This is a genomic window from Paraliomyxa miuraensis (genome assembly GCF_026337845.1).
Lineage (GTDB): Bacteria > Myxococcota_A > Polyangia > Nannocystales > Nannocystaceae > Paraliomyxa > Paraliomyxa miuraensis.
The window spans coordinates 36629-55008 of the sequence record NZ_JAOVZF010000135.1; the positions used below are offsets into that span (position 1 = coordinate 36629).

General features: G+C 70.9%; 16 protein-coding genes and 1 pseudogene. 11 read left to right on the forward strand and 6 right to left on the reverse strand.

All coding sequences use genetic code 11. The annotated features are described in order from the left end of the window. Nucleotides 1-20: 20 nt before the first annotated feature. The 3 genes from OEB96_RS05445 to OEB96_RS05455 all read right to left on the reverse strand — a co-directional run bounded on the left by OEB96_RS05445 (nucleotide 21) and on the right by OEB96_RS05455 (nucleotide 3329). On the reverse strand, nucleotides 21-920 hold the full coding sequence (locus OEB96_RS05445; protein WP_266214374.1) for a bestrophin family protein: 900 nt from the start codon (nucleotides 918-920) through the stop codon (nucleotides 21-23). A 135-nt stretch (nucleotides 921-1055) separates the two neighbouring features. Further along, nucleotides 1056-2498, reverse strand: a complete 1443-nt coding sequence (locus OEB96_RS05450; protein ID WP_266214375.1) for a YihY/virulence factor BrkB family protein — start codon at nucleotides 2496-2498, stop codon at nucleotides 1056-1058. A gap of 15 nt (nucleotides 2499-2513) precedes the next feature. Continuing rightward, nucleotides 2514-3329, reverse strand: a complete 816-nt coding sequence (locus OEB96_RS05455) for a hypothetical protein (protein ID WP_266214376.1) — start codon at nucleotides 3327-3329, stop codon at nucleotides 2514-2516. A gap of 90 nt (nucleotides 3330-3419) precedes the next feature. Between OEB96_RS05455 and OEB96_RS05460 the strand changes: the two genes are divergently transcribed. From OEB96_RS05460 to OEB96_RS05495, 8 genes are all read left to right on the forward strand, one after another. Then, entirely contained in the window at nucleotides 3420-5069 is a 1650-nt protein-coding gene (locus tag OEB96_RS05460; RefSeq protein ID WP_266214377.1) for a serine/threonine-protein kinase, read from the forward strand. 52 nt (nucleotides 5070-5121) lie between these two features. After that, a complete protein-coding gene (locus OEB96_RS05465) occupies nucleotides 5122-5766 on the forward strand; it encodes a hypothetical protein (protein WP_266214378.1) in 645 nt (214 codons plus the stop codon). A gap of 44 nt (nucleotides 5767-5810) precedes the next feature. Continuing rightward, nucleotides 5811-7010 carry a carbohydrate-binding family 9-like protein gene (locus OEB96_RS05470; RefSeq protein WP_266214379.1) on the forward strand — a complete coding sequence of 400 codons (1200 nt, stop codon included), beginning with the start codon at nucleotides 5811-5813 and terminating at the stop codon, nucleotides 7008-7010. Between the two features lie 38 nt (nucleotides 7011-7048). Continuing rightward, entirely contained in the window at nucleotides 7049-8746 is a 1698-nt protein-coding gene (locus OEB96_RS05475) for a CAP domain-containing protein (protein WP_266214380.1), read from the forward strand. An 88-nt stretch (nucleotides 8747-8834) separates the two neighbouring features. Beyond that, nucleotides 8835-9758, forward strand: coding sequence for an S-methyl-5'-thioadenosine phosphorylase (gene mtnP / locus OEB96_RS05480; RefSeq protein ID WP_266214381.1), 924 nt, complete (start codon nucleotides 8835-8837; stop codon nucleotides 9756-9758). Between the two features lie 45 nt (nucleotides 9759-9803). Next, the gene (locus tag OEB96_RS05485; RefSeq protein ID WP_266214382.1) at nucleotides 9804-10742 is read left to right on the forward strand and encodes a PfkB family carbohydrate kinase; all 939 of its coding nucleotides are present in this window, start codon (nucleotides 9804-9806) and stop codon (nucleotides 10740-10742) included. Between the two features lie 46 nt (nucleotides 10743-10788). Continuing rightward, nucleotides 10789-11466 (forward strand): RNA polymerase sigma factor, encoded by a 678-nt coding sequence (locus OEB96_RS05490; protein ID WP_266214383.1) that lies wholly within the window; start codon nucleotides 10789-10791, stop codon nucleotides 11464-11466. A gap of 75 nt (nucleotides 11467-11541) precedes the next feature. Beyond that, nucleotides 11542-11703, forward strand: a complete 162-nt coding sequence (locus OEB96_RS05495) for a DUF1328 domain-containing protein (protein ID WP_266214384.1) — start codon at nucleotides 11542-11544, stop codon at nucleotides 11701-11703. 32 nt (nucleotides 11704-11735) lie between these two features. Here OEB96_RS05495 and OEB96_RS05500 read toward each other — a convergent pair whose 3' ends face one another. Next, nucleotides 11736-12179 carry a hypothetical protein gene (locus OEB96_RS05500; protein WP_266214385.1) on the reverse strand — a complete coding sequence of 148 codons (444 nt, stop codon included), beginning with the start codon at nucleotides 12177-12179 and terminating at the stop codon, nucleotides 11736-11738. Nucleotides 12180-13100: 921 nt separating this feature from the next. Between OEB96_RS05500 and OEB96_RS46605 the strand changes: the two are divergent. The 3 genes and pseudogenes from OEB96_RS46605 to OEB96_RS05510 all read left to right on the forward strand — a co-directional run. After that, nucleotides 13101-13208: pseudogene (locus tag OEB96_RS46605) on the forward strand (hypothetical protein); the annotation flags it as partial. A 123-nt stretch (nucleotides 13209-13331) separates the two neighbouring features. Beyond that, the gene (locus OEB96_RS05505; RefSeq protein ID WP_266214386.1) at nucleotides 13332-13982 is read left to right on the forward strand and encodes an integrin alpha; all 651 of its coding nucleotides are present in this window, start codon (nucleotides 13332-13334) and stop codon (nucleotides 13980-13982) included. A 20-nt stretch (nucleotides 13983-14002) separates the two neighbouring features. Further along, entirely contained in the window at nucleotides 14003-14491 is a 489-nt protein-coding gene (locus OEB96_RS05510; RefSeq protein ID WP_266214387.1) for a hypothetical protein, read from the forward strand. A gap of 110 nt (nucleotides 14492-14601) precedes the next feature. Here the strand turns inward: OEB96_RS05510 and OEB96_RS05515 are convergent, their stop codons facing one another. Both OEB96_RS05515 and OEB96_RS05520 read right to left on the reverse strand, forming a co-directional pair. Beyond that, the gene (locus OEB96_RS05515) at nucleotides 14602-16734 is read right to left on the reverse strand and encodes a hypothetical protein (protein WP_266214388.1); all 2133 of its coding nucleotides are present in this window, start codon (nucleotides 16732-16734) and stop codon (nucleotides 14602-14604) included. Continuing rightward, entirely contained in the window at nucleotides 16722-18320 is a 1599-nt protein-coding gene (locus tag OEB96_RS05520) for a protein kinase domain-containing protein (protein WP_266214389.1), read from the reverse strand. The genes OEB96_RS05515 and OEB96_RS05520 overlap by 13 nt, the downstream gene beginning before the upstream one ends. Nucleotides 18321-18380: the final 60 nt, after the last annotated feature.

Consider the following 18380-nt stretch of genomic DNA (forward strand, 5'->3'; position numbering starts at 1 on the left):
CGCACATCGGCCGTGTGGTCCTAGCGTCGCGCTGCGAGCAGCGCGCGCAGATCTCCCTCGATCATCGCACAGATCTCATCGAGGGGCAGGTGACTCGCGCTCTGCTGGCTGAAGGGGTTCTGAAGCTCGTGGGCGATCTGATCGATCGCCAGCAATGCATAGGCCACGAGCATGGTGGAAAGGGGCAGAACCCATATGGAGTCGGTCGCCAAGGCCAGCGGCAGGCCCAGCAGATAGATCACGATGAACCTTCGCAGCTTGATCGCGTGCACCCGCGGCAGCGGCGTGCAACGGATGCGCTCGCACCCTCCCACGTGGTCGACGAGCCGAGCCAGCTCGCGTTCGGCCACGTGGAACGCGAAGCCGTCGAGCCCGGCGTCGATGCGCGCCTGCGCCAAATGGTGCGCCAAGTGGCGTGCAACGGCGCTGGGCATGTGGCGGGCGTCCTCGACGCGAATGGCGAGCGATTGGTCACCGAGCACCCGCTCGAGCACCGCTCGATCCCGCTCGTTCGGTGCTCGGCCCAGCTCCGTCCGGAGGCTCGAGCGTGCCGCGTGGCAGAATGCCTCGATACCGCGTACCAGGGTCTCCTTCCAGGCCGCATCGTTGGGGCCATACTCCAGGCACTGAATCGCGAGGTTGCGGGACTGGTTGACGATTGCCCCCCACAGCTTTCGCGCCTCCCACCATCTGTCGTAGCTGGAGTTCGTGCGCAACACGAGCAGTACGGCGAGCAAGGCGCCGGTGTAGCCCAGGTGGATCGGGTGGATGCCCTGCCACCCCACGACTCCATGGGCGAAGGCAATTCCCAGCGCGTAGAGCCCGAACAGCGCCACCCGCGGCAACAACCGCGGGGTGACCCCGCCCCACGCGATCACGTCACTCCAAAACGGAGTGCCCTCGAGTGGGTTGGGATGCATGCGACCGCGCATGGGACTGGCGGGGGTAGCCTGTCCCATTCGATGCCGAACGCACGCGCCATCTTAGGGCCCTTGGGCCGTAGATCCACCGCGCGCGGCGCCTCGGGACGGCGAGCGGCACGCGTGAGCCTTCGCTCACCCCCGCGGCTTCCTCACCAGCTCCGCATAGCTGGTCTCGGCCACGATCCGCAGCCGCGCCTCGTCGAGGTCCTCGAACACCTTGCCCAGCAGATCGGCGCGCGTCTGCTGGCTCTGCTCGTGATCGAACAGCACCAGCACGTCGATGAGCTTGATCTGGTCGAGCGGGCGTGCGGGCACGAACACCTGCGCCTCGTCGTCGGTGTCGGTGTCGACGATGTAGCCATGCTTGTGCAGCTGCCCGAGCAGCTCGCTCACGCGATCGAGCGCGAGCCGAAAGCGCTCGCCGAGCTCCTCGGGCGACAGGCCCCGGCCCCGACGGGAGTAGCGGTCGCAGATCGCCAGCAGCAGGCGCGCGGCCGTGCGCCCCGAGTCGTTGGGGACCTCGATGCGCTCGCGGACGTAGCGGTTCAGGTAGCCCTGCAGGGCGATGTAGCGCCGCCGTTGCACCACGAATGCGATCTGGGCCCCCAGCAGGATCACCATCCACGACAGATAGGACCACACGATGATGATGGGGAACACGGCGAGCGGGCCGTAGAGGCCCTCGTAGGTCTGCAGCGCAAAGCGGGTGGCGTAGATGCCGAACACCACCTTGCCGATCTCGATGAGCACCGCGGTCACCAGGCCTCCGGTGAGCGCCGGGCCCCAGCGCACGGCCGTGTGGGGCATGTAGCGGTTCAGCAGCACCAGGCCGGCCCCGGTGGTGAGCACGGGCAGGCCCACCATGCGGGTGACCCCGGCCACCAGCGGCTGCGCCAGGCTGTAGAGCATGAGCGCCGGGCCGAGCGTGGCCAGCGTGTAGAACATGGTGAACTTCACCAGCACGCTGCGCTTGCGAGAGACCCGCCAGATCCGGTTGAAGGTCTGCTCGAGGGTGGAGAACAGCACGAAGGCGATCGACAGGGTGACCAAGAAGCCCCACGCGCCGAGGTTGCCCACGTTGACCCGCGCGGCCAGGCCCATGGCGGCGGTGGCCATCTGGGCGGCGCGCTCGGTCTCGGGCACCAGCGAGCGGAAGATGTCCTCGAGCAAGGCGGTGCCCGAGACCGGATCCATCAGCCCCACGATGAGCAGGGTGACCCCGAGGAAGGGCACGGTGGACAAGAGCGTGTGCATGGTGAGCAGCGCGGCCATGCCTCCGCAGCGGTCTTCGATGATCCAGCGCCGCAGCACGAAGAAGGACAAGAGCCACACCCGGCGCCAGCGCGTGGGCTCGACCTCGGGCAGGCGCGGGACCAGGCTGGCCCGCAGACGAGTGATGCGCGTGCGCAGCCCGGCCAGGGGATCGGCGCGGCTCGAGGCCGACGTGGCGGGCTCGATGGTGGGAGAGCTGTCGTCGCTGTCTTCGAGGGCGTCGGCGGCGGGCGCATCGTCGGCCGGCGCATCGTCGACTGGCGCGTCGTCGAGGGCATCGTCGGCTGGCACGTCGTTGGCCATCGCGGCGGCCCCCTGCTAGCCGCGGCCCGCGGCCTCCGTGGCACCCCCCGGACGGGGCGGTGCCTTCTTGTGCTTGGCGGGGCCGCCCTCGGCCTGCACCGACTTCTTGGCGGTACGCTTCTTGGCGCGCTCGAGCTTCTCCCGAAGCGGCTCGGCGAGCGCCTCGAGGTCCTGGCGCAGTCCCCCGAGCGCCTTCTCGGTGACCGCCACGCGCTTGTCGGTCAGGCCATCGACGTCGGGCAGCAGCTCGGCGAGCTTGCGCGCGGTCGCGATGGCCTTGTGGAGGATCTCGAGCTGCTCGGAGCCGGCGGGCCTGGGGTGCAGGATCGGATCGAAGCGCCGCCGCAGCTCGGCCACCGACTGCCCCTCGTCGAACACCGCATGCCGCAGATCCTTGATCACCTCGCGCGGCGGCGGGGCGCCTGGAGCCGGATCGTTGGCCGCTCGCGCGCCGCCGTCGGCCTTGCCGCCCGCGGTGCCCATGGCGCGCCCGAAGTAGTCGACCGCCTGGTAGCTCGGAATCTCGCGCTCGACGCCATCCCACTGGAGCACCGAGGGGGCCAGCCGCTGCAGGGTGGAGAACGACATGGTGAGCTTGTCGACGGTGGGGCGCTTGAGGAACAGCTCCTGGGTGCAGTAGGCGTAGAAGTCCTCGTAGCCCCATGCCTCGTAGGCACGGCCGCGTCGGAGCTCCACCAGGGTCTGCGCGAGATCGACCCAGGAACGCTTGAATCGCTGGGTTCGGCGGAGGGCCTCGAGCCGCTCCGGATCGGCGCCGGTCTGCTCGAGGCGTGCCAGCAGGGCATCGATCTTCTCGGTCGCCTTCGTCACGAGGCTCGCATATAGCACCCGCCGCCGCCGGGGTGGTACCGTGGTGGAGTGGAGGCTCCGGTTGCGGCATCTGCACGGTCCGCAACGGCGATGTGGCGTCCGGAGGGACCGGTGGGCGCTCCTCCGAGGGTGGGTGCGGCTGCGGGCACTGGCGCGGCCGCAGGCACGGGCGCGGCCGCAGGCACGGGCGTGGCCGGGGGCACGGGCGCGCCCGTCGACGGCGGATCGAAGTCCCGGCCATTTCGCTTCGGGCCCACCACCCAGATCATGGTCGGCTCACTCGATCGCGATCCCGTGCTCGGACCGGGATCGATGGTGGGCCCGCGCTACCGCATCGTGGGCTTCCTCGGCGAGGGGGGCATGGGCCGGGTGTACGAGGCCGAGGTCGTGGGGGGCGCGGGCACGGTGGCGCTCAAGGTCCTTCGCCGCGAACGCAGCGCAGACGACCAGCTCGCGCGCTTCAAGCAAGAGGGCAAGGCGGCGAGCCGCGTGGGGCATCCCTCGATCGTGCAGGTGATCGACTTCGCCGAGCTGCCCGAGGGCACCACCTACCTGGCGATGGAGCGGCTGCACGGCCGCTCGCTCGAGGACTGGCTCGAGGCGCCGGGCCGGCTCGCCGACGGCCTGCGATGGGTGGCCGAGATCGCCCGGGGCCTGCACGCGGCGCACCATGCCGGCGTGGTGCACCGCGACATCAAGCCGGCCAATCTGTTCCTCCACGTCGATCCCCGCGATCGTCACGGGTGGGAAGGGGGACGCGTCCAGCCCAAGATCCTCGACTTCGGGATCGCCAAGGTGATCACGGCCGACGTGACCCGCATCGAGACCCAGGCGGGGATGCTCCTGGGCACGCCCTACTATCTCGCGCCCGAGCGGGCGCTGGGTCGCAGCCTCGATGGGCGGGCCGACCTCTACAGCCTGGGGGTGATCCTCTACGAGATGCTCACGGGCATGGTGCCGTTCGACGACGACGGCTTCATGGGGATCCTGGCCCAGCACATCCAGGCGCAGCCCCTCGACCCGCGCCAGGCGGCGCCCGATCGAAGCCTGCCGCCCGGGGTGTGCATGCTGACGATGCGCTTGCTCGCCAAGCAGCCCGACCAACGCCCCGCCCACGGCACGGCGCTGGCCGAGGAGCTCGAGGCGCTGCTCGTGCGCGAGGCGGCGGCGATCGAGGCGGTGGCCACGGGGCCCCGCATGGCGACGGCCGTCGGTCAGGGCACGGTGGAGCTCGGCGATCTCGCGCAGCGGCCCACGGTGGCGCCGGCCGAGTCCAGCGCGGCCGCGCTGGTTCCCGTGCACTCGACCTCGTCGGGGCGCTCGACCTCGACGCGCGGGCGTTGGCTGCCATGGGTGGCGGGCGCGGTGGGGGTGGTGCTGCTGGGCGCGGCCGGGTCCTTCGTCGCGCTGCAGCAGCGAGAGGCTTCGGGCTCCGCGGCCGCGGAAGGGGCGGCGGTCGACGACGCTCCGGCCGAGGTCGTGGGCTCGCCGGGCGAGGAGGCGCCCATGTCCGTCGCGGACGCGCCCGTGCCGTCACCGGCACCGTCGCCGACGCCGGCGGTCGAGCCCGAGCCCAGGCAGATCGAGCGCGCGCCGGAGCCCGAGACCCAACCTACCCCCACCTCGGCCAGCGGTGATAGAACATCGGTCGAGCCGCCCAAGCCCTCGCGGGCTCGACGTCCGCGACCCAAGCGCCAGCCGCCCGCCCCGCCCGAGCTCAAGGACGATGTCTACGACTAGCCCCGCCCGCCTCGCTCCGTCCCCGTTGCTACGGCTGCCATGCGTCTTGCTCGTGGGTGCGTTGGCGTCGTGGGCTGGACCCGTCCACGCCACGCCGTGGGCCGTGCCCTCGTCGGCTGCGCTGGCGGCCGGGCCCGAAGCCGCGGACCCCACCGAGGCGACCACCATCGATGGGGCGCTCGAGTCTGGTGATCTGACCACGGCCAAGGCGCTCGCTCGCGAGGCTCGCGAGGCCGAGCCCACGGCGGCCACGTGGCAGCGCGAGGGCGAGGTGCTCGAGCATGCGGGCGACTACCGCGAGGCAGCCAAGGCGTATCGGGCGGCCAAGGCCGCGGCCGGAGAGGACGCCGCGGCCGCCACGGCGGCCGAGCAGGGCCTGGTCCGCGTCAAGGCGCAGGCTCGGGGCACGGTGCCCGACGAGCCCGCCTCCACCCACCGCGAGGAACTCGACCCTCGCTGGGAGCCGCCGCCACCCAAGCCCGACCCGACGCCGGAGCCGGAGCCCGAGCCACCTCCGCCCACGCCCGAGAGGATCGTGACCAAGTGGTACTTCTGGGTGACGGTCGGCGCCATCGCGGCCAGCGCGGCCGCCGTGGCCGCGATCGCGATCAAGGCCGCGCGCGACGATCAGCCCGACGCGCTCGATGCCTTCACGGCCACCCCCGGCTCGCGGGGCATGGGCGCGCTGCGCTTTTGATGCCGCGATCGATCCCCCGATCGATCCCGCGATCGACCCCCACGATGGCCGGGGCCCTGGCCCTCGTGCTCACGACCGCGTGCGGCGAGCCCGTCCGCCTGCCCCACCCGATCGTGGAGGCCGAGCTGCCCGCGGGGGGCTGGTCGCACGCGGTGCGCTTTCGGGGCGGCGTACGGATCGACGACGTGCGTGCGCCCGACCAGGTCGCGCCTGGCGAGGGGCTGCCCGTGTCGTTCGTGGTCCACGGTCCCGCGCAGGGGCTGCGGGCGCGGGTGGTGGCATGGCCGCCGCGCGCCGGCGCGCGGCAGGTGGCGCTCGGAGGGGTGGGGGCCCCCCCGGTCGACGTCCCCCTCGATCCCCGAGCCTCGGTGCTCGAGGTGCCTCTGACCGAGGGGACGCAGAGCCTGGAGTTCACGCTGCCCCGGCCATGGTTTCCCTCGCAGGTGCTGGTGACTCTCGAGCTGCTCGACGGCGACGCGCGGATCCCCGTCGAGGAGGGGCCGGCGCGGGAGGATGGGCGGGCCATGCTGGCGCTGATCGACGTGACACCCCGCCCCGCCCTGGTGCAGGCGGTGCCCATGTCCTCGCCCCCGGTGCTCGACGGCCGCCTCGACGAGCCGGGGTGGGCGGCTGCGGTCGCGCACCCGCTGGTGCACAGCCTCGACGGCGAGCCCTACGACGAGCGCCCCGGCACGGTCCGCCTGGCCTGGGATGCCCAGGCGCTCTACCTGGGCGCGGAGATCGTCGACCCCGACGTCTGGTCGGACCTCGTGCAGCACGACGATCCGCTATGGAACCAGGAGGTGCTCGAGCTGTTCGTGTTCGGTGCCGCCAAGCAGGGCGAGCTCCAGCGTGGTCGGGCGTCCCGGCAGTCCGGGTATCTCGAGCTCCAGGTGTCGCCGCGCGGGGTCACCTTCGACGCCCGCTTCGAGCACCATCGCAAGGGCGACGAGGCCTGGGATGGGACCTGGCGGTCCGCAGTCGATCTGCGCGGCACCCTCGACGAGCGTCGCGACCGGGACGAGGGCTGGAGCGCCGAGCTGGCGATCCCATGGACGGAGATCTGCGCCCATACCGATGTCACCTGCCCCGTCGGCGCGGGCCAGACCCTGCGCATCAACGCGTTCCGCTTCGAGCGCCCCGAGGGCCGCCCCCCGGTCGGCCTGGCCCTCAGCCCGCCGCGGGTGCCCGACTTCCACGCGTCCGAGCACGCAGCCGTGCTAGAGCTCGTTGGGCCATCATGACGATGCGGTGGATCGGGCTCGTACTCCCATGCCTGCTCATGGTCGGGCTGCTCGTTGGTTGTCCGCCATCGCCGCCGGCCAAGGGCACGTCGCCGCCGTCGACCCGACGCGGCCGCTCGACCCCCGCGGTGGCCGAGCACCACGCCGTGGCCCCCAGCCCCGCCGACCTCGAGGGGATCGAGCTGCGGATGGTGGAGATCCGCATCCAGACCCCGATGGCCAAGAAGTACGGGGGCAAGGTCGAGCACGCCCTCACCGGGCCCGAGAAGGCGGTGCTCGATGCGATGAACGGGCTGCCCGTGACCCACCTCCCCGCGCTCAGCCGCATGGTGCGAGCCCTCGCCCAGAGCGCGCCCGACTGGGACACGATCCCCTCGGTGGTGGGCGAGCTGATGGCGTGGCTGGGGCTGCCCGATCCCTACCCGCGGCTCATCAAGGCCGATCTGCCCCGCGATCCCCTCGGGTGCGCCACCGCGATCGCCCCGGGCTGCGAGCATGCGCTGGCCTCGCTGGTCGAGCAGGTCGAGGCCGCGGTGCCCGAGGGCTCGTCGACCTTGATCGGCGTGGGGGTCGTCGCCATGGACGATGGCACCACGCGGATGCTGGTGGCGCTGCTCGATCGCGCGGTCGAGCTCGAGCCGGTGCCCTCGGTGCTGCGCGGCAAGGGCACGTTCACCCTCGGCGGCAAGCTGCTGGGACCCCGCACCAAGCCGCGGGTGGAGCTGGTGGGCCCGGACGGTCGCTGGGAATCGATGCCGGTGAGCCTCTCGGTCAGCGGTCGCTTCTCGTCCAAGGTGAGCTGCAAGGACGGCCAGGGGGCCTACCAGGTCGAGGTGTTCGCCGAGGGCCCCTATGGCCCCGAGGTGGCGGCCAACTTTCCCGTGTACTGCGGGGTGTCGCCACCCAACGCGCTCACGGCCCGCGTGGAGGTGCTGGGTCCCTCCGTGACCGCGGCCCAGGTGGCGCGCGCCAACTTCCTCTACCTCAACGAGGCCCGGCAGGAGCGAGGGCTCGCGCCGCTCTCGTGGGATCCCGAGGCGGCGGCCATCGCCGAGGCGCACAGCCTCGACATGGCCGAGCACGGGTTCGTGGGCCACAAGTCGCCCACCACCGGGGGCACCACCGATCGCTTCCTCGCGGCCGGGGTGGTGGCCCGGGTCGTTCGCGAGAACGTCGCGCTCGACTTCGGTCCCAAGGGCATCCACGACAGCCTGATGCGCAGCCCCTTGCACCGCGTGAACATCCTGGCCCCCGACGTCACCCACGTGGGGATCGGCGCCGTGTTCGACCCGCATGCCCCCGCCGACGATCGACGCCCCGTGTACCTGACCCAGAACTTCTTCAAGAAGGACCGGGCCGCGACCGCCTCGGGCGAGCTGGGCGTCGCCACGCTGCGCGGGGCCGTCGACGAGGCGCGGGGCGAGCAGGCCAAGCCCCCGATCTCGTGGAGCGACGGGCTGTCGGCGATCGCCCAGCGCCTGGCCGATGCACGCAGCCGCGGCCGTGCCGACCCCAAGGGGTGGACGGCCGAGGTGGGCTCGCTGGGCTACGCCAGCGTGGAGTCCAACGTACTCTCCAGCATCAGCTTCGATGCGATCGTCGAGGCCGAGATGTGGACGTCGGGCGTGCCCCAGGAGGCGGACGTGGGCGTGGGGTTGGCGCGAACCAAGGAGTCGGGCGGAGTCGAGGGCTACCTGGTCGTCGTGCTGGTGGCCGAGCGGGCCTCCGGCTCGTGACCCGCGGCGAGCGGCTCGTGCCGGGGTTGGACCCCGGGCCCGCTGCCTGGGCGCATGGCCCCACCGGTTGCGGTATGCTCCCGGCCCGATGGCAAGCGCGCATCCCGCGGCTCCCGAGAGCCGAACGACCGTGGTGCTGGGGGTGATCGGCGGCTCGGGCCTCTACCAGATGGACGCGCTCGCCAACCCCACGCGGGTGGAGCTGCAGACGCCCTTTGGCACCCCGAGCGATGCCTATACGGTGGGGACCCTGCCGCGGGCCGACGCTCCCCCGATCACGGCCGTGTTCCTGCCGCGTCACGGCGCGGGGCATCGGCTCCTGCCCTCCGAGATCAACTACCGCGCCAACGTGCACGGCCTCAAGCAGCTCGGGGTGACCCACCTGGTGTCCGTCTCCGCGGTGGGCTCGCTGCGCGAGGAGGTCGCGCCGGGCCACCTGGTGCTCCCCGATCAATTCATCGATCGCACCAAGGGCGTGCGCGCGAGCACCTTCTTCGGCGACGGCGTGGTCGGTCACGTGCAGTTCGGCCGCCCCACCTGCGATCGCCTGCGCGCCCTGGTGGCCGCCTGCGCCCGTGATGGCGGCGCCACCGTGCACGAGGGCGGCACCTGCATCGTGATGGAGGGCCCGGCGTTCTCCACCCGGGCCGAGTCGGAGCTGTATCGCTCGCCGTCCTTCGGCGCCTCGATCATCGGCATGACCGCGCTGCCCGAGGCCAAGCTCGCCCGCGAGGCGGAGCTGGCCTACACCATGCTCGCGCTGTCGACCGACTACGACTGCTGGCACGAGGAAGAGGTCAGCGTCGACGCCGTGATGGCGGTGATGGCCAAGAACATCGAGCACGCGCGCAAGACCCTGGTGTCCCTCGCGGCGCGGCTGCCCGAGCGCACCGAGGACCTGCCCTATCCGCGGGCGGTACGGGGCGCGCTGATGACCGCACCCGAGCACGTCGGCGTCGACGCCCGGCGCCGGCTCGACCTCATCGTCGGGCACGTGCTCCCGCCCCGGTAGGGCCAAGGCCCGAGCAACCAAACGTAGCGAGTGAGATCAACGAACATGATCGAGCGTACCCCTTCCGTGGTCGTGGTCGGCAGCGTCGCCATCGACTGGGTCATCACCCCCAAGGCCGAGCGCGAGCGCAGCGTGGGTGGCTCCGCCACCTTCTTCTCGATGGCCGCGTCCTACTTCGGCCCCGTGCGCCTGTGCGGCGTGGTCGGCAAGGACTTCCCCGAGCAGAGCCTCGCCGATCTGCGTGCGGCCCACGTGGACACCGAGGGGCTCGAGGTCGTGCCCGACGGCCTCACCTTCCACTGGAAGGGCCGCTATCACGACGACATGAACCACCGCGACACGCTCGACACCCGGCTGAACGTGTTCGAGCACTTCGATCCCAGGCTGCCGCAGAGCTACCGGGGCAGCGAGTACCTGTTCCTGGCCAACATCCAGCCCGCGCTCCAGCTGCGGGTGCTCGACCAGATGGACCCGCGGCCTCGGCTGGTCGGGCTCGACACCATGAACCTGTGGATCGAGCACACGAAGGACGATCTGCTGAAGGTGCTCGCGCGCGTCGACCTGCTCACCATCAACGAGGAGGAGGCGCGGCAGCTCACCGGCGAGCCCAACCTGGTCCGGGCCGCGCGGGCCATCCACGACATCGGTCCCCGGAGCCTGGTGATCAAGCGCGGGGAGTACGGGGCGCTGTTGTTCCACGAGGGCGAGGTGTTCTCGGCCCCGGCGCTGCCGCTCGAGGAGGTCATCGATCCCACCGGGGCCGGCGACAGCTTTGCGGGCGGCTTCATGGGCTACCTGGCGCGGGTGGGCGAGACCACGGGCGAGAGCCTGCGCTCGGCCATGATCTACGGCTCGGTGATGGCCAGCTACTGCGTCGAGGGCTTCTCGTACGATCGCCTCGCGGGGCTCGACCACCGGGCCATCGACGAGCGCTTCATGGCGTTCTCGCGGCTGACCCACTTCGAGCGCGCGCGTCTGCTCTAGCCGGGCCGAAGCAGGCGGCGAGCATGGCGGACGCAGGGGGCGGCGGATGACGGACGGCGAGCCCAGCGACTTCGCACTGCTCGAGTCCTGGCGCGACGGCGACGAGGGCTGCGGCCGGGTGCTGTTCTCCCGCTACTTCGACTCGGTCTATCGCTTCTTTCGCAACAAGGTCGACGACGCCGCCGAGGATCTGACCCAGCAGACCTTCATGGGGCTGGTCCAGGGCAAGGATCGATTCCGCGGCGAGGCCAGCTTTCGCACCTACTTGTTCACGATCGCACGCAAGCGGCTCTACTCGTACCTGCGCAAGGCCCAGCGCGATCAAGACGCCGCCCCGTGGGGCACCAGCTCGGTCGCCGAGCTCGCGGGCGATCTGGGGCTGGCCTCGCCCTCGCGGGCGGTGGCGCGGCACCAGGAGCAGCGGCTGCTCCTGCTCGCGCTGCGGCGGCTGCCGGTCGAGATGCAGGTGGCGCTCGAGCTGTTCTACTGGGAGGAGCTCACCGTCACCGAGATCGCCGAGGTGCTCGAGACGCCGGTGGGCACGGTCAAGAGCCGGCTGCAGCGCGCGCGTGCGCGGCTCGACGCCGAGATCGGGCAGCTGGCCGAGTCCGAGGATCTGCGCCGCAGCACCATGGACGACTTCGGTCGCTGGGCCCGGGAGCTGCGCGAGGTGATGGGGCCGCCGGCCGGGGACGACGAGCCGCCGGCCGACGAGGACACCTGACGAGCCCGCCGTCTGCCGTGGCGGCTTGCGGCGGCGACGTGCCGTGTCAGGGATGGAGCAGCAGGAGGAACTCCAATGCTTCGAGCGTCCATCGTGTTCTTCATCATCGCCCTCGTTGCCGCCGTGTTCGGCTTTGGCGGCATCGCAGCGGGCGCCGTGGAAATCGGCAAGATCCTGTTCTATGCCTTCTTGGCGATCGCGCTGGTGACCCTCGTGGCCGGGCTCGTGCGCCGCTGATCGCCGTCGATGCAGGGCGCGAGGCGTTGGGGTCACGCCGGCTCGGCCAGCGCACAGCGCCCGGCATCGCAGACCGCCTCGACCGCCAGGCACGCCGGGGTGGAGTAGAGGCATCCCGCCTCGACGTAGCCCGTGCACACGCGCTCGTCGATCGCGACCTGGGTGTCGTGGAACCCCTGCAGGCGATCGACCAGGATCGGGGCCTGGCAGGCGCCCTCGCACTGCGTCTCGGCGAACACCATCGTGCAGTCGGCGTCGCTCGAGCACGGTCCATTGGCCGCGTCGACCAGCCGATCCATCGCATCGCGAGCAAAGCCCAGCCGCTCGTCACACGACGACGCGTTGGTGGGAGCGTCGCCGGGGATGTCGATGAGCAGGCCGCTGGGGGGCGGCGCCGGGGGCCGAGTTCCACCGCAGGCGGCGGCGAGCCAGAGCGACGCGAGCGCGAGACCGAGGAGCGATCGATCGAGGAACATCGCCCTTCAGCCTAGGACGCCGGATCCGGCGGGCTGGGCGGCTGCTCTCGATGCGGCATGTCGACGACGGGCGCGGTAGGGTCACTAGGAATCCCCGCTCGGATCCGAGCAATCCAGCCAGGGGTGTTCCAGCCCGATTCCACGGTTGCGTGCGCCAGGGTGGGATGGATCTCGCGTTCGTTCCGTTGACGGCCCAGGAGCCGTTGCCTAGCCTCGTCCGATGGGGCGGGGAGTCATGAGCATCGTGCTCTCTCGACTCGCGCTCTTCGGCTCGATGGGAAGCTGCGTCGTCACGACGGATCAAGGCCCCGCGCTGGATACCGGGGAAGGGCCGACGGCACCCCCTCCTCCCACCATCGATGACGGACAAGGCGAGGGGATCTTTCGTCTCCCGTTGATCGCCGATCGGTTTTCCCTGCTCGTGGGTGCGCCTTCGGCAACCGTGGATGAAGCTACCAGGGCTGGGTTGGTCTCGGTGTTTGCCTCGGAGCCCGGGCAGGGGGTGGTGTCCCATCCGTACTATCACTCCGACATCATCGAAGACCAACGGTCCCTTACCTCGGCTGCCGAAGTTGCGCCAGCTTCGCCAGCTCACCGGGTAGTGGGGTGCTCTCGGGAGACGAACTCGGCACGAACTACGGCGCTTCGCTCGGAGTTGGGGTCTTCGAACGCACCAACGTCTCGAGCGCCCACCTTTGGAGGCAGCGCTCGTCGGAATTCCTTGCGATCGGAGCGCCACTTTGGAACGGCAGCGGTGGCGTTCACATCTATACGGGCTCCGCCTATCGTCTTTGGGACTTTTGGTCGGGAGAGGAGCTGTCTGGCACGCGGATCTGCGATCGTGGGGGTGGCGGGGGGGCCCTCTTCCCTCGGTTGCGTACGCTGGCCGGAGGCTTTGCCAGCGAGGAATTCGGTCGATCCATGGTCGTCGGCGACTTCTCGTGCGACGGGTACGATGACCTCGCAGTCGGTGCTCCGGGCGCCGACTTGGTCGCCGGCAATGGGCAGCTCCTCGAGGACGCCGGAGCCGTCTATGTCTTTCGTGGTGGCCCGCTCGGGATTGGGGTGGAGGGTACGATCGTTCTCACTCAGGGGGCGTTCGGGAGCGAAGGCACGCCCGAGTCAGGCGATCGATTCGGCGAGGTCCTCACCGTGGGCAACTTCAACGGCCGGCGGGTCGATGCCTCGGTACCGTGGTCGTGCTGGGACTTGGCCGTGGGTACGCCCAATGAGGATGACGATCGTGGAGAAGTACAGATCTTCTACGGCGATCCGGGAAACCTCGTGATCATTGGGCCAATCCTACGACCGGGAGAGGACGGGATGCCCGGTGCTCGCGCTGCGGGCGATCGGTTCGGCGCGGCGCTGGTAGGCTTTGCGTTCGACGAGGACGGGTTCCACGACCTCGCCATTGGGGCCCCGGGGGACGGTGGCGGGCGGGTTCACGCGATCCCGGGGAGCAGCACGGGGCCAATGACCTCCCAGGCAAACTCTTTCAAGCAGCAGACATTGCAGGTTCCAGACGACGATGACCCCGGTGATCGATTTGGTCAATCGGTGGGGGCCATGAACGTCGAGTCCGACGAGGCGCTGGTGATAGGCGTACCGGGCGAAGACATGAACCAAGGCGCAGTGATGCTGGTCAAGCTCGATCGGCATGCCGACGGTACACTGATCGCAAGCGAGCCCGCGACCATCGTGCGAGCTTCGGACGTAGGGTTGCCGCCGATGGCCGACTTGCACTGGGGAGAAGTCCTCGCGTCACCGCGCGCCTTTCCCACGAATCCGGCGGAGTTTCCATGAAGAAATCATCGACGGCCCCGATGGTCGAGACCTTGACGCTTCGTTGTCTGCTTTGCCTGGTCGTCACCGCCTGTGGACTGCGGGTGGAGGACGAGCATGGGGAGGACGACGTAGAACCCGACGTTGCCGATCAGGGATGCGAGGAGGGCTCGTGCCCGATTGCGTGTGGCGACCGCACGTGCATCGGCTCGTTGGGCATTGGTCGCTGCGTCGACGACAAGTGCAGCCCCACGCCCATCGAATGCGTCATCGAATCCAGCCCTGAAGGCAACTGCACCGAGGTGTGTGCGAGCCGCGGGTTCTTCTGCGTGGAGAACGGTTGCGAGGGCGCCACCGCCTTCGGCTATCCAGGGACGGAGATCGAAGCGATCAGCGTGTGCGGAGAGAGCACCCCCGACGTCAAGGCCGCGGTCGAGCGCATCGAAGGGCCATGCGACGCGCCTCTCGTGTTCTCGGGCGAGGGCTCCTTCGCCCTCTATCAGTGTTGTTGCGACCACCCCGATTACTGAAGAGGACCGGGAGGACCCGCAGCAAGCCAAGAGAGGGAGCAACTCGTAAGTCTTGCTTACGAGTTCGCAATCTACGCTCACGCCGCGTGCGCCGCAGCCTGACGCTCTGATCAGAACGACAGCGCCGTTCCGAACAGCACCAGCAGCGAGCGGGCCTTGGCCTCCTCGGGCTCCAACGGATCCTCGCCCATGGTGCCGGTGAAGGTGCTGCCGGGCACGGTGAACGCTCGCTCGCCGAACACGCCGCGGAACTGGAGCATCAGCGCGGCCCAGCGGCGCACCTTGTAGCGGGCGTCGAGCGACGGGGTCCAGATGAAGTTGATCCGATCGCCGGTGAGATCCTCGTCCTGGCGAATGGGGAACGAGAACCCCAGGCCAAAGCCCGAGCCCACCTCGATGCGCGAGGTGCCGGCCACCACGATCCCGGGCTCGAACATCACCCGCGCCCAGCCAAAGGCCCGCAGCTGCTCGTCGGTCTGGGTGGTGGTGGTGTCGCTGGGCTGATCCTCGTCGGTGGTGCCGCGCTCGACCAGGCGAGAGCCCCATCGCCCCAGGGTCCCGCCCATGCGCAGCTCCCAGCCCACCCGCGACCAGCCGGGCTTGCGGGCGCGAAACTGCAGGGCCAGCTGGCCCAGCGCGCTGAAGTACACGGGGGGGACGTCGGTGGGGCCGAAGGTATCCGACCACGCCGGGCCACCTCCGGATGCGAAGTAGACCTTGAAGGCGGTGCGTCGGGCCGTGCGCTGCGGATCGCCGAACTCGATCGAGCCCGACTTGACCGTCGCCAGCGCCTCGTCGTAGTCGCGGTCGCCCCGCGGGAGGAAGCGAATGGGCTCGCACGAGGCCCCCGGTACCTTGAGCTGGAGGTTGGGCACGTGCGTCACGCCGTAGCGGTGCACCTCGGCATCCTCGCCGAACAGCGCCACGTCGGTGATGCGGCTGCCGGGGATCTCGGTCTGCCACGAGTTGACGTTGGCGTTGAGGTAGATCTGATCGGCCGGCACGTAGCTGCTGAGCGTCTGGCCGTTGACGGCCAGGGTGTCGGTCCAGCGCTGGTTGGGCCGCTCCTTCTCGAACGTGACCGCCAGCGGGAGCTCGAGGTCGAGGGCCGAGTCGTCCACCGTGCCGGGGCAGCGATAGTCGCAGCCCTCCTCGGTCACCGTGGCCGCGCACGCGGTGCCGGTCTCGAGCGTGACGGCCGGGCAGGTGTCCTCGGGATAGATGCACTCCGGCCGGCGCCAGGAGAAGCTCACCTGGTTGAACTGCAGGGCAAACGGCGCCCGCGGCCAGCGGCCCTCCCAGCGCGCGCCAAAGCGGGCGGCCGCCTTGCCGGCGCTCGTGGCCGCCAGATCGATGTCGATCGTGCCCACCGACAGCGGTGCCTGGGGGACTCGCACCTGGAGCGTGCCCGTGCCCGTCAGCTTGCCCACGCAGCGCTTCACGTCGAGGTCGACCCCGTGCACGCGCACCGCGAGGCGGCCGCGATCGCCCGGCTCGAGCCGGGTGCGGGGCAGCGTCATCTCGATCACGTGGCAGCGCGGGGTGATGACCAGCGAGACCAGCTTGCGCGCGGGCTCGCCCTCGGCACCGACCGCCTCCTCGGCCGCCCGCTCGCTGCGGGGATGCGGCACGTAGTAGCCGCCCAGGCTGCGGGCGGTGACCACCACCTGATCGAGGTCGGCCCGCACTCCAATGGTCGCGACACCCCCGGTCAGGCGCACCGAGTCCACGGCCGGCGGCGAGCCCTCGAGGTGCTCGAGCAGGATGAACAGCGGCCGCGGATCGGTGCTGGCCTCGGCGGCGGCCAGGCTGTCGGAGCTGCAGGCCACGAACAGATCGCTGGCCCGTCCCAGGCCCTCGGGGAGCTCCACCCGCGGGCGACAGTCGCCCACCGGATCCTCCGCGCAGCGCTGGGCCTGCGCGGCGTCGTCGTCACCCCCCCACAGCGCCGGTCGTACCAGCCATGTCATGCGCCCGTTGATCGCATCGGCGGACGGCGGGTCGGGGTCGGGCGCCAGCAGCTCGGCCAGGGTCTCCCGCGTGCGCGCGCTGTGGGCCTCGCTCACCACGCACAGGTGCGTGGGCACGTCACCGGCCTCGGGGCGCAGGTCGAGGGTGACCACGCCATAGCGCTCGGCCCGGGCCGCGGTGGTGAATCCGAGCACCACCCACAGGGCCAGCACGGCCCCCACGATGGTTCCCAGCGTCCTCGCCAGCCGGCCGCCGGTGCTCAGCCCTTGCACTGGTCCTCGTCGGCGGCCACGCAGAGATAGTAGCGGGCGCAGTCGGTGGGGCTGAGCTGGGCGCGACGGTAGTCGGGCGCCTCCACCCCGCAGTCGTAGCAGCGCCCATCCTTGGCGGTCACGAAGCGCGTGGTCTTGCGCGTGCGCTGCAGGTAGTTGAACTTGTCCTGCTGGAAGTAGCAGGTGCCGCCGTCGCGCTTGCGCTTGCTCGTGGTTGGGCGGGCGCGCTCGTCGGGCTCGGTCGATGGATCGGGCTCGGTCGATGCCGGGAGCTCGGAGGATGCAGGCGGTGGTCCCACCACGAGCGCCTCGCTGGGCTCGGCGGCTCGGGCCGCGATGCCCTCGATCCCCTCGATGTCCTCGACAGCAGGCTCGGCCGGCAGCGCGGGCTCGGTCGTCACGCTCGAGGGCGCGGGGACCGAGGCCTGGGGGGTCGAGGCGGCGGCCGTCGGAACTGCGGCGTCGTCGTCGGTCGCCAGCATCACGCCCAGGACCCCGGCCACCAGCACGCCCGCCACCCCGCCCGCCAGCGAGAGCACCCGGGCCCGGCGCCGCCGTCGTCGCGCCACGTTGGGATCGACCAGCGCCTCCTCGAGGCGGTCGAGCAGGGGATCGAGCGCCGGGTGGCGGTCGGCCGGATCCACGGCCAGCCCGCGGACGATCTCGGCGTGCACCCATCCCCGCACCTTGCTCTCGGGCGGCGGGTCGAGCACGCGACCGTGCCGCACGTTGTGGCGGTACTCCGCCACGGTGGTGCCCGCGAACGGCGGGAACCCGTAGAGCGCCTCGTAGATCGCCACGCAGAAGCTGAACTGATCGCTGCGGGCGCTCGCGAGCCCGCCCGATTCCTGCTCCGGCGCCATGTACTTGGGCGTGCCCAGCAGGGCGCCGGTCTTGGTCAGGCTGCCCGAGGGTCCGTGCAGATCGCCGGTATCGCGATCGAGCTCGCTGTCCTCCGAGGTCGTGCTGCCCTGCGCCGCGGGGCCACCCGCCAGCCCGAAGTCACACACGCGCACGCGCCCGTCGGTCCCCACCAGCACGTTCTCGGGCTTGAAGTCGCGATGGATCACGTCGGCTGCATGCGCCGCCGCGAGGCCTCGGCCCGCGTCCACGTAGTGGCGCACGATCTCGCGCCACGGCGGGCGCTCGGCCTCGTACCGCGAGGCGAGGCTGCGGCCCTCGACCAGCTCCATCGCGATGAACACCCCGTCGTCGGTGGTGCCCACGTCATACACGTGCAGCACGTTGGGGTGGGCCAGCCTCGCCATCGCCCGGGCCTCGCGCACCAGTCGAGCGCGTGCCGTGGCCGGGTCCTTGGTGTGGGCGGCATCGGAGCTCATCAGCTTCACCGCCACGTCGCGCGCCAGCTCTGGATCGTGGGCGCGGTACACCACCCCCATGCCTCCCGCGCCGATGCGGCCCTCGATGCGATAGCGGCCGACCCGGACCGGCTGCGGCGGTCCGCCGAACAGCCGGCTCTCGATGGAGGTTCGCGCCCGGCGTGCCTCGACGTCGTCGACCGGCGGCGCAGCGTGGCGCAGCGGATCGGCGGCCGGAGTGGCCGAGGGCTCGGACGCGACACCCATGGATCGAACAGGCCGAAACCAGGTTCGGCGCTGCGCGCGAAGAATAGCGCCGACCCGCGG